Annotated in this window: 11 protein-coding genes; all 11 read left to right on the forward strand. The window is 33.0% G+C overall.

Annotation, left to right across the window (positions count from 1 at the left end; all coding sequences use genetic code 11):
* Window positions 1–7: 7 nt before the first annotated feature.
* The 11 genes from M1F05_RS20680 (at window position 8) to M1F05_RS20730 (ending at window position 12575) form a co-directional block, all read left to right on the forward strand.
* The gene (locus tag M1F05_RS20680; RefSeq protein ID WP_206085849.1) at window positions 8–1447 is read left to right on the forward strand and encodes a capsule assembly Wzi family protein; all 1440 of its coding nucleotides are present in this window, start codon (window positions 8–10) and stop codon (window positions 1445–1447) included.
* A gap of 632 nt (window positions 1448–2079) precedes the next feature.
* Window positions 2080–3405 (forward strand): flippase, encoded by a 1326-nt coding sequence (locus M1F05_RS20685; RefSeq protein ID WP_241016881.1) that lies wholly within the window; start codon window positions 2080–2082, stop codon window positions 3403–3405.
* Window positions 3402–4706 carry a phenylacetate--CoA ligase family protein gene (locus M1F05_RS20690; protein WP_206085847.1) on the forward strand — a complete coding sequence of 435 codons (1305 nt, stop codon included), beginning with the start codon at window positions 3402–3404 and terminating at the stop codon, window positions 4704–4706. The genes M1F05_RS20685 and M1F05_RS20690 overlap by 4 nt, the downstream gene beginning before the upstream one ends.
* 20 nt (window positions 4707–4726) lie before the next feature.
* Entirely contained in the window at window positions 4727–5635 is a 909-nt protein-coding gene (locus tag M1F05_RS20695; protein ID WP_206085845.1) for a hypothetical protein, read from the forward strand.
* Window positions 5632–6900, forward strand: a complete 1269-nt coding sequence (locus M1F05_RS20700) for a glycosyltransferase family 4 protein (protein ID WP_206085842.1) — start codon at window positions 5632–5634, stop codon at window positions 6898–6900. Before M1F05_RS20695 ends, M1F05_RS20700 begins: the two co-directional genes overlap by 4 nt.
* Before the next feature lie 531 nt (window positions 6901–7431).
* Window positions 7432–8007: an O-antigen ligase family protein gene (locus M1F05_RS20705; RefSeq protein WP_206085840.1), complete on the forward strand. Its 576-nt coding sequence runs from the start codon at window positions 7432–7434 to the stop codon at window positions 8005–8007.
* Complete coding sequence (locus tag M1F05_RS20710) at window positions 8004–8804, forward strand: glycosyltransferase (RefSeq protein ID WP_206085838.1); 801 nt, start codon at window positions 8004–8006, stop codon at window positions 8802–8804. Before M1F05_RS20705 ends, M1F05_RS20710 begins: the two co-directional genes overlap by 4 nt.
* A gap of 1 nt (window position 8805) precedes the next feature.
* Window positions 8806–9600, forward strand: a complete 795-nt coding sequence (locus M1F05_RS20715) for a hypothetical protein (RefSeq protein WP_318825958.1) — start codon at window positions 8806–8808, stop codon at window positions 9598–9600.
* Window positions 9601–10003: 403 nt separating this feature from the next.
* The gene (gmd, locus tag M1F05_RS20720) at window positions 10004–11110 is read left to right on the forward strand and encodes a GDP-mannose 4,6-dehydratase (RefSeq protein ID WP_206085834.1); all 1107 of its coding nucleotides are present in this window, start codon (window positions 10004–10006) and stop codon (window positions 11108–11110) included.
* 10 nt (window positions 11111–11120) lie between these two features.
* Entirely contained in the window at window positions 11121–12083 is a 963-nt protein-coding gene (fcl, locus tag M1F05_RS20725) for a GDP-L-fucose synthase (RefSeq protein WP_206085832.1), read from the forward strand.
* Window positions 12084–12098: 15 nt separating this feature from the next.
* Window positions 12099–12575: a GDP-mannose mannosyl hydrolase gene (locus tag M1F05_RS20730; protein ID WP_206085830.1), complete on the forward strand. Its 477-nt coding sequence runs from the start codon at window positions 12099–12101 to the stop codon at window positions 12573–12575.
* Window positions 12576–12579 lie beyond the last annotated feature (4 nt).

A 12579-nucleotide genomic window follows, 5' to 3' on the forward strand; every position in this document is an offset into this window, starting at 1 on the left:
TTTATCAATGAAAAAATTCAAGCTTACCAAGCTGGCAATGCTTGCGGTATTAGGCGCAATAAGCGCACACAGTGTGGCGGGGGGATTAGTCCTACCCAATGATAACTTACGTAGTGATTTAGCATGGCTTTCAGAGCGTAACGTCATTCAAATTAGCTTATCCACTTGGCCACTCTCCCAAGAAGAAATTACCCGCTCGTTGAATAATGCAAATATTACCAATAGCGAACAAGAAGCGATTATTCAGCGTATTAAGAAAAACCTAGACCGTAAAAAGAACAGTGTTCAACTGGAAACGCACTTTGCCTCTAGCCATAACTCTATGCCGCAAGGCTTTGCCCAAAGTGAAAAAAGTGACATTCGTTACACCGTTTCAGGTAACTACAGCACAGACGATGTGGATTTAAACCTCACCGCTAATGGTGAGCGCGCTCTGCGCGTTGAAAATGGTTCTGACTACAACCTCAATGGCTCATATGGTGGTGTAAAAATTTGGAACCAATGGGTCACTTTTGGTGAGATCCCACAATGGTGGGGCCCTGGTCACGACGGCAGCTTAATCCGTACCGATGCCGCCCGCCCTGTCACTGGCTTTTTGCTGCAACGCGCCGACCAAAGCCCATTTGAAACCCCATGGCTTTCTTGGATTGGCTCGTGGCAATATCAGCTCACCGCTGGCCAAATCAAACAATACTCATCCCAGCCAAACACTAAACTGATTGGTTTACGCATGACCATGAATCCAACCGACTTCTTCGAACTCGGCGGTTCCCGCGTGGTGATGTGGGGAGGCGATGGCCGTCCTAATAACTGGAATTCTTTCTGGAATGCCATGGGCGGAAGGGATAATACCGATAATAAAAATAAAGACCCTGGTAACCAGCTAGCTGGTTTAGACTTTAAACTAAAACTCTACCCATTAATTGACCTACCTGTTAGTTTTTATGGACAAATGGTCGGTGAAGATGAAGCAGGTTTGTTCCCATCGAAAAATGCCTTTATGGGCGGTATCGAAGGTTATCACACGCTGTGGGGCCAGCCACTGAATTGGTATATTGAAGGCGCCAATACGCATCATGAATGGAACAAAGACAAAGTCATGTATCGCCATAGCGTCTATAAAAATGGTTACTACCAACAAGGCGCAGCACTTGGCCACGGTATGGGCGGTGATGGACGTATGTTAACCACCAAAGTGGAATATACCCTTGATGATGACAACCGTGTTAGTACCCGTTTAGTCTATGCAAAAGTTAACACATCTAACTTTGATGGCAACAAGTTGTTCCCTAAATCTGAAACCATTAAAGGCGTTGATTTCGGTTGGTGGCATAACTTTGATAATGATGTCAGCACTGACGCAAAAGTGTGGGTTTCAAAAACCGATTATGAAACACGTAATGATGTAGGTGCCGCGGTAACAGTAAACGTGCCATTTAAGTGGTAATCATCTTATAGTCACAAGCCATGCTTATTATTGAAACGGATTATAGGTAAACTATAATCCGTTTTTTGCCAATTTGTTTCTGTTTTGCAGTAAAACATATCTGGCTGAAAAATAAACGTAAAAATTGGGTAAATTAATATTATCAATCACGCATATTATTAATCCATCGTAACACTAAATTCGCGTAAAAATAGGTATGTTTTATTTTTGAGCTAATTATATCCACATTAAATGCAATGATATAAAAGACTTAACTTAAGCAAAATATTTAATCACGGCACAAGCGTATAATAAGAATTATAACCTGATAATTTAAAATAACTTATTCATTTAATACTCCTATTAGGACTATTCTCTAAGACAATCGCAGTGATAGTCACTACCTAGGTTTGGTGGTATTATTAAGCGCTTTTGCTTGACCCGATTCGCCATGAGGCATACCCTTTGGGCGGCAAAAAACAATAAGCCATGCTTATCAATTGAACGCGATAGCAAAAAATGTAACGTTTTCAATTAATAAGTATGCATTTACAAATTCAATGGTGCTCTGGGACCCGATAACCCAGTGCGGTAGCTATTCTCACTGCATTGAATACACATATATTTAATAATTAGTTACAAAAAGGTTATTTGTGCAAATAAACAAAATCCCACAGTTTATCAGTAAAAAAATTAATAAGAATGCACAGGTAAAAAAAATCATTTATAACAGTGGGTGGTTATTATTTGACAAATTAATTAGGATGATTCTAGGCCTTTTAGTTGGAGCTTGGGTTGCTCGCTATTTAGGCCCAACTTTATATGGTGAATTAGCGTTCGTCCTTACATACTTAGCATTTTTTCAGGTCATATCATTCTTAGGTATGAATGGAATTATAGTCAGAGATATATCGAAAAATCCAAACGAAGCTCCTACAATCTTAGGCACAGCCTTTTTTTTACAATGCGTAGCAGGGTTATTATGCTGGATTCTTGCTATTATTATTATGGCTATAATATATGGATGGGCAGATCTCAGAGTTGTATTGACAGCAATCATTGGTTCAATATTGGTATTCCAATCTAGCGATACTATTGACTTATGGTTCCAAAGTCAAAGCCAAAGTAAGCGAACTGTATTAGCTAAGCTTATAGCATATATAATATCCAATAGCCTAAAAGTCATACTAATCCTTTCAGAATCCCCACTAACATACTTTGCATTTATTACTGCGTTAGAGGGATTAATAGGGGCTGTAAGTCTATTTTATGCTTATAAAAAATATCCCTGCCCCCTTCCATGGTCAATAATACCAAAAAAAATAATTATTCTATTTAAAGAGTCTTGGACATTCGTTCTCAGTGGATTAACAATAATAATTTATATGAGAATTGATATTATTATGATAGAAGATATATTAGGAACAGAGCAATTAGGAATATATGCCGCGATGTTACCTTTATCCACTCTCTGGCATGTTATTCCAATGTCAATATATACAAGCTTGATGCCATATATAAGTAGATTAAAAATTGAAAATGAAGAAAAATACAAAAAAACTCTAGCTAAAGTATTTTTAGTTTACTCTATACTAGGATGGTTAATTTGTATTCCCATCTACTTTTTATCGCCTTTTCTTATACGCTTTTTATATGGTGAACAATATGCTTTAGGGGGTGATATATTATCTATTTATATTTTCACAAATTTATTTATCTGTAGCGGTGTAGCATTAGGGTTTTGGGTGCTTAACGAACGAAAAGGTCACTTAAGCCTAATAAGGACTAGCCTAGGTGCATTATTCTTAGTCTCTATTAATTTTTATTTAATACCTAAATATGGCTTAATTGGAGCTGCTATATCGGCAGTTCTAACTCAAGCATTCTCAACTATTTTATTAAACATAATATTTTCACCATCCATATTTAAAGTCCAAATACTATCGCTATTCCTTATTAAAAGTAGATATAAACCATGAGAAAAATCAATAGAATCATAAATAAAATAGCAAAAACAGTCTATTCTTTTTCAATGTTTAAGATTGAAAGAGAATTGAAAAACTTTTATTTAAAAAATAATAATGAAGATTATACTGAAATCAGTAGAAAACTAAAAAATAAAATTTTAAAATATGTGACTCAAAATGTTCCATATTACAAAAGTTTCAAATCTAATAAATTACCTATTACATCAAAAAAAATATTTCAAGATAATGATGAGGATATTTTTTTTTCTGACCGCTCTACTTTCATAGCAAAATATAAAATGAATACAGGTGGAAGTACTGGAGAGCCATTTCACTTCCATGTAGATGTACGAGCGGGCTTTATCGATAATCTTCATCAAAAATACCAGCACCAAAAAGCTGGCTTCGAGAGTAAAAATGATAAGATATTTGTTATAAATGGCTTTATGCCAAACCTATTAGACATAAAAAAAAGTATATTCTGGCGAAGAAAAAAAAGCAAAAACCAACTACCATTTGGAAGCAAAGAATTTAGCGCTCATTTTTTAACTCAAGAATATTTTAATTGTTACATTACAGAATTAAAAAAAAACCCACCAGACTTTATTCGTAGCTACCCCTCATCAATGTGTGACCTTACGTTATTACTAATTGAGAATGGATTTGAAAAAAAGCCTTTTATATTAAAAGGAATACAATTAACATCAGAAGCTACTTCAAAACAACAAGAAGATATAATTAAAAATTATTGGGGAAATATTATTTACTATCAGTATGGTCATTCTGAAGCAGGCACTATAGCATCAAAATACCCTGATGAAGACTGCTACTCATTCTCTCCATTATATGGTTCTGTTGAGATACTAAATAGTAATGATCAACATGTTTTGCCTGGTGAAGAAGGTAGAATTGTTGTTACATCATACCATAATTTTGCTAGACCATTCATACGTTATGACACTGGTGACTTAGCTATATATAAAGATTCCAACAATGGCATTGTAAAAGTATATAATATAACAGGTAGATCGCAGGATTATGTAACTGATAAAAATGGAAAGAAACTCTCAGTAACCGCTTTAATTTTTGGTCAACACTTTAAAGCATTTGGTAATATTTTATCCTGGCAGATTGTTAACAAAGAAAATGGTATTTTAAATATTAATATAGTCAAAGGTAGAAATTACTGTGAAAATGATGAGGCTGAAATAAAAGAAAAATTATATTTCGATGGAAAATTCCAGGTAAATATAACATATGTAAATGAAATAAAAAAAACTATCAATGGAAAACATAAACTAGTTATAAATTAGTTATGAATTAGTTATAAATTATGAATGAAAATACATTAGCTCCAATTGTTTTATTCGTCTATGCAAGACCTGAGCATACTCGCTTAACAATCAATTCACTCAAAAATAATCCAGAGTGCATTAATTCAAATTTAATTATCTACTCTGATGCCCCTAAAAATAATTTTCATGAAAAAAATGTAAGGCTAGTTCGTGATTTAATTAAAAACATAAAAGGTTTTAAAAGTGTAACAATAAATCTTAGAAAAAAAAATCATGGATTAGCAAAAAATATAATAAGCGGAGTCTCTGAAACCTGTAAAAAGTATGGTAAAGCAATAATACTTGAAGATGATATTATTACATCACCCAGCTTCCTCAAATTCATGAATGACTCACTTAATAAATACAAAAACGAAAAATCAGTTTGGCATATTAGTGGTTGGAATTACCCTATAAATACTTCTAACATTGAATGTGAGGCATTTTTTTGGCGAACAATGAACTGCTGGGGCTGGGCTACATGGGAAGATAGATGGAATAGTTTTAATAAAGACCCAAAAAACCTTATTAATAATTGGGAAAAAAATAAAATAAAAAAATTTAATCTTGATGGTCACTATAATTTTTGGGCTCAAGTAATCCAAAATAATAATAAGAAAATTGATACTTGGGCCATTTTTTGGTATGCAACCATTTTTGAAAATAGCGGGTTATGCCTTAATCCTATAAGAAGCTTAGTTTACAATAATGGTAATGATGGAAGTGGTGAAAATTGTAGTGATAAGGATATATATAAAAACTCGCTTAGTAACAACCATATAAATATATGGCCAAAAGTAATCGAGGAAAATATTGATATATTAATATTAATTAAAAAATTTTATGACTCAAATAAACCAGGTTTATTTCTTCGTGTACTCGCAAAAATAAAAAAGGCTTTCAAATGAAAATTATTCATCTTTCGAACTCAGATATCTCTGGAGGGGCTGCAAGGGCTGCATACCGCTTACATAAAGCTTTACAAGAATCAGGAATTGACTCTCAAATGTTCGTAAGAACAAAAAAATCAGATGACTGGACTGTTTTATCAACTCTTTCAAATACAAAAAAATTATTTAATCTTCTTAGACCAACTCTAGGTAAAAAATTAAGTAAGCTACAGCACTCTGATAATATAAACCTACGCTCAGTAAATTGGCTTCCTTCTTCTTGGTCTAAAGAAATAAATTCTAGTGACATTGATATTGTAAATATACATTGGGTGGGTAGTGAAACTTTATCAATTGAAGATATTGGCCAAATAAAAAAACCAATAGTGTGGACTATGCATGACATGTGGCCATTTTGTGGAGCAGAACATTATACTAATGATGATCAGAAAGCAAGATGGCTAACTGGCTACAAAAAAAACAATAGGCTTCCACATGAAAGCAAAATTGATATTGATAGATTAACATGGGAGCGCAAAAAGAAAGCATGGAAGAACACCAATATGCATATTATATCTCCTAGTCAGTGGCTAGCTGATTGTGCCAAGCAAAGTGTTTTATTTCAAAACAATCATATCAGTACAATACCTAACCCTTTAGATACTAATGTATATCAGCCCATTGATAAAAACTTCTGTAAGAGGATGTTAAAACTCCCAATAGATAAAAATATTATTTTGTTTGGTGCTATTGGGGGCGGAAATGACCCTAGAAAAGGCTATGACTTACTAAAAAAAGCTCTTTTTCAGCTAAGAAATTTGATAGACCCAAACTCAGTTGAATGTGTCATTTTTGGGCAGAGTGAGCCTAAAAGCCCTATAGAGCTACCCTTTAATACTCACTGGCTTGGGCATATAAACGATGATATAACTTTAGCCTTAATTTATAATACAGCTACTTTAATGGTAGTTCCTTCTAGAGCAGAAAATCTACCTCAAACAGCAACAGAAGCTCAATCCTGTGGGATACCTGTAGTTTGTTTTGCAACGACAGGATTGCTAGATACAGTTGATCATGAAAAAACTGGGTATTTAGTAAAACCATTTGATACTATGGAGTTGGCATCTTCTATGGCTCAGATTTTGAATGACTCCCAAAAACAACTATATCTCAGTAAAGGTGCAAGAGAAAAAGCCCTGAGTAGCTGGAGAAAAGATATAATTATAGAACATTACAATGATATATATCAAAGTATTCTATCAAAAAACTCTTCCATTAAATAATTATAAACCCAAATGTATAAACTAAATTTAGTGCTAAGTTCTATTTCATTTTTTTTCTTTGGATTAGAATTTAACTATTACTTCATGGCCTTTGCAGCACTTTCGATAATAATAATAGCAGTGGACTTCAAAAACTCGAATGTAGATTATATCAATGTAATCACATTACTTATTTGGAGCATTTATTTTATATCATTATATATTTTTGGCTATACACGGCTAACAAATAGCGATCCTATTACTTATATACGATTTATTTTAACAATAGTTTACATCGTATTTATAACATCTTACTTGAAAAAAAATGATTTAATTAAGATAATTAAAATATTTTGCATTTCAACGTGGTTAGCTCAGTTAATTATAATTATTCATTCATATTATTTAGACTCAAGCTATTATGGACGAGGTCGACTTTTCTTTTACCAAACAGGAGAAGAAATCAACAGCCCAATAATTGGAATATTACTGTCTATTTCACTATCGACATATTTATTAATAAGTAAAGTCAAAGTATTTACGAAATTACTTATGGCCATTATTAGTATAGTTTTATTATTATACATTGGTTCTAGAACTGGCTTACTAATAACAATACTACTTTTTATATTCTCTATTGACTTTAAAGCTATTAAATATCAAAAAATAGCACCTATGATTATTAGCCTAATTTGTGTTCTTTCAGCCTCTATTTTTTATTTAGACATGTATCTTGATGAAATTTTTTTGTTTACTGATAGGTTAGGTCAAAGAGGTATTGACTCTCCTAGATATGAAATGTGGAAACAAGGTCTGAATAATATTCTAGACTACCCATTTGGGGGAATGTCATTTAATGTATCAGATTATCAAGGGGTTTGGTTTCATAATATACTGTTAGACACTGCTCGAACTTCTGGCTTAATTCCATTATGTATTTTATTAATCCTACTAAGCTACTATATAATAAAATCTATCTCATTGAAAAATAAAAAAAATATCATTGTAAATTTAATAATTATAATGTCTCTTATGTCAGATGTTATAATTGAAGGTGGTGGTGCTGTCCGACTAATTTTTTTATTAATAATATTTAACTCATACATACCAATCAGGAAACTCAGATGAGTATAATTTACTCTATAATTACTATAAATTATAATAATCACTCTGGACTAACAAGAACAAGTAAGTCAGTTATACCCTTATTAGCTAAAAATACTGAATGGATTATCATTGATGGACTATCATCTGATAACTCTCCTGAGTTTATTAGAAACTGCTCATTTGCTGACAAGTATTTGATAGAAAAAGATAATGGTATTTATGATGCAATGAACAAAGGAATTGATATTGCATCAGGTGACTTTATTATTTTCATGAATTCTGGAGATGAATTTCACCCACATTTTTCTTTTGAAAAAATAAATAGTATTTTAGAAAATAAAGATATATCTGACTGTATTATCTACGGTAATACATTGAGAAAACTAAACCATTTATTTTACCTTGATGAAGTTAATGACTCATATGACTCATGGTGGGAAAAAGTGATTCCATGTCATCAGTCTATAATTATTCCTCGTAATTATATGGTACAGAATAAATTTGACATAAAGTACAAAATATTCGCGGATCGAGTAAATGTGCAATCAGCTTTTTATTCACTCAAAACACACATCAACGTAAATGAAACCATCAGTATTTATGAAGTAGGTGGAGTATCGAGTATTGGGGCAAAGACATTCTCTAAACTAAGAATTTTTATTAATGAGTTCATTGATGTTAACTCTAGAAACCTCAATACTCTATCCAAGGTAAAATTAAAAACAAAACTTTATTTTAAGTATACAATCATTAGGTTGATTGGTTATAAATTGTATTACGGATTGATTTACGCTATAAAGTCAGCAAGAAAGAAATAAAATGAATAAAAAATATAATTTTGCATTTGAGGTCTCAGACAACATTGCTCAACATGGACATATGTTACCTTTACTGCACGAATGTTGTAATGATACATCAATCTTAGTTACTCTTTACACCAATAAAAAAGAAAACATTTTAATTTTGAAAAAACAATACTTAGAATGTTATCAATGCGAGCTGCCTGCCAATGTAGATATTTATCTTTTCAAAGATAATAGATTAAACATACTAAAACGAAAAACGCTATCCTTAATCAATATTCTGCATATACATAAAGTAACTCCTATTATTAGAAAATTATTTCTAAAATTAAAATCAGCTAATACTACGGAGGACTACTCCTTACATTATAAAAAAAACTCTAATTTCTTTCTTTCCCAAAATGTGGTACTGACAACTGAACTAAAAGGGAGTCCATGGTTGTTAGACTCTCCTGTTAAGCTGGTTTGGCTTCTTCATGGAATTATATCTAATGACAATCCATATTTTAAAGATTGGCAATGTGATATTGTCGTATCCCCACAAGTGAATTTAGAAGACAAACTAAAAGAAAGAATCAAAATACCTAAAAACACAATTTTTTATAAAAATGCATATCTTAAAAAAGAAATTATTAATTCTTACAAAAACAAAGAGAAATTATTCCATAATGATAACCCCATAGTTGTTTATAATCCTCATTGGGATAATGGACTAAACCAATCCTCTTGGTTTAATTATGGATTGGATATATTAAAGTTTTTCAAAGAAAATAATCAATTCAATTTAATTTTTGCACCACACTTATTATAAGATAAATTTTATAAAATCAGCATCCCCCAAGAATACATTGATACTCCAAATATTATCATTGACCTAAGTTCGCCAAACTTAATCAATGGTACATACGTAGGACACGCTGATTATTACCTTGGTGATGTTAGTAGCCAATTTTTTGAATTTGCATTATGTAATACAAAAATTAGACCTATTTTTATTAACTGCTCGAAAATGGATTGGAAAAGTAAACCTATCTATTCCTATTGGAATACTGGCTTAGTTATCAACAATATTGATGAATTACATTTTGCAATAGAAAATGCCACTCCCAATGAGGATGGTTTCATTGAATTTTTTCATCATATTCCAGATAACCAATCTAAAATTTTATTAGATTTCTTGAAAAAGAATATATAACACTCATAGGAACGATATTGTGAAAACCGCTTTAATTACTGGCATAACAGGCCAAGATGGCTCTTATCTAGCTGAATTTCTTTTAGAGAAAGGTTATGAAGTACATGGTTTAATCCGACGAGCCTCCTCATTTAATACAGAGCGCATTGATTCTGTTATAAATAATAATAATAAAATTAAATTACACTATGGGGATTTAACAGACACTTCAAATTTAATTCGGCTCGTTAAAGAAATTCAGCCGGATGAAATTTATAATTTAGGTGCTATGTCCCATGTGGCTGTATCTTTTGAATCCCCAGAATATACTGCGGATGTTGATGCAATAGGTACTTTACGCTTATTAGAAGCCATTCGTATTAATGGACTGGAAAAGAAAACTCGTTTTTACCAAGCATCTACATCCGAGCTCTATGGTGAAGTACAAGAGATTCCACAGCGCGAGACAACACCTTTTCATCCACGCTCACCTTATGCTGTGGCAAAAATGTATGCTTTTTGGATCACCGTAAATTACCGAGAGTCATATGGCATGTATGCATGTAATGGTACTTTATTTAACCACGAATCCCCTCGTCGTGGTGAAACTTTTGTCACTCGCAAAATAACTCGTACTATTGCTAATATTTCACAGGGCTTAGAACAGTGCTTATATCTAGGTAATATGGACGCATTACGTGACTGGGGTCATGCTAAAGATTACGTTCGTATGCAATGGATGATGCTACAGCAAGATCACGCTGATGATTTTGTTATTGCTACAGGCAAACAAATCTCTGTGCGTGAATTTGTCCGTATGTCTGCAAAAGAGGCTGGTATCGAGCTGACTTTTAGTGGTACTGGTGTTAATGAAATAGCTACCGTATCTGCTGTAAATAATGGTATTGCACCTCACGTTAACGTAGGTGACGTTATTGTCCGTGTTAGCCCTAAATTCTTCCGTCCTGCGGAAGTAGAAACACTATTAGGTGATCCGACAAAAGCAAAAGAAAAACTAGGCTGGGTTCCTGAAATCACAGTAGAAGAAATGTGTTCTGAAATGGTCGCGTCAGATATAGAAAAAGCAAAACAACATGCATTACTTAAAGCTAATGGATTTGATGTATCTATTTCTTTAGAAAATTAAGGGTTACAATGTGAAAAAAAGAGTATTTGTTGCTGGCCATAATGGCATGGTTGGCTCAGCAATAATTAGGCAATTACAAGCCCGTAGCGATATTGAACTAATAACAAAATCACGTCAGGAATTAGATCTCACAAGTCAGTTAGCAGTTGATAACTTCTTTGCTCAAAATGATATCGACGAAGTTTATTTAGCAGCTGCTAAAGTAGGTGGTATTCATGCAAACAACACTTACCCTGCAGATTTTATTTATGAAAATCTAATTATGGAATGTAATATTATCCATTCTGCTCATAAATATAATGTTCAGCATTTACTATTTTTAGGCTCATCTTGTATTTATCCTAAATTGGCAACACAGCCAATGTCTGAAGATGCGTTACTAACTGGTGTTCTAGAGTCAACAAATGAGCCCTATGCAATTGCAAAAATCGCTGGTATCAAACTTTGCGAATCGTATAACCGGCAATATGGGAGAGATTATCGCAGTGTTATGCCAACCAACTTATATGGAGAAAACGATAATTTCCATCCGGAAAACTCACATGTTATCCCAGCGCTAATGCGCCGTTTCCATGAAGCCAAACTTAATAATGACGAAAGAGTCGTTGTTTGGGGCACAGGAACACCTATGCGTGAGTTTCTTTATGTCGATGACATGGCTGCTGCCTCAATATATGTCATGGAATTAGATAAAGAGATATACCAAGCAAACACTCAATCAATGTTATCTCATATTAACGTTGGTACAGGTGTTGACTGTACTATTCGCGAAATGGCTGAAACTATGGCTAAAGTTGTCGGCTTTAAGGGTAGCGTTGTATTTGATAGCACTAAACCTGATGGTACCCCAAGAAAGTTAATGGATGTGTCTCGCTTAAAAAATCTAGGTTGGACATATTCAATTGAACTTGAAAATGGGTTAAATAAAACTTATCAGTGGTTCCTGCAAAATCAACATAATTTTCGTAAGTAGTGAATTTAAATAAATATGACGCAACGATTAGCATTAAGTACGTTTAAGACTATCGTTGCATCTACTCCCTTAGTTTCTATTGATCTGGTCATTTGTAATTCAAAAAACCAAACATTGTTAGGGCTACGAAATAATCGTCCTGCCCAAGGTTATTGGTTTGTACCAGGAGGGCGTATTTGCAAAGATGAAACATTTGACATCGCTTTTCAACGTTTAGCAATTGATGAACTAGGTATTGACTATAGTATAAATGACGCAACATTTATTGGTCATTATCAACATCTTTATCAAGATAATTTTTCTGGCGATAATTTCTCAACCCATTATGTAGTTTTAGGGTATTTAATAGAAGAAGATCTTGACCTCAATAAGTTACCTTTGGAACAACATAGAAATTATCAATGGTGGAATATTGATGAACTTCTCAACTCTTCCAGAGTTCACGACAATACAAAAGCTTATTTTATCAATAACCATCTAAACTTACGGTAAATTA

Origin of the sequence: Providencia sp. PROV252, assembly GCF_033676005.1 — a bacterium.
Classification (GTDB): domain Bacteria; phylum Pseudomonadota; class Gammaproteobacteria; order Enterobacterales; family Enterobacteriaceae; genus Providencia; species Providencia vermicola.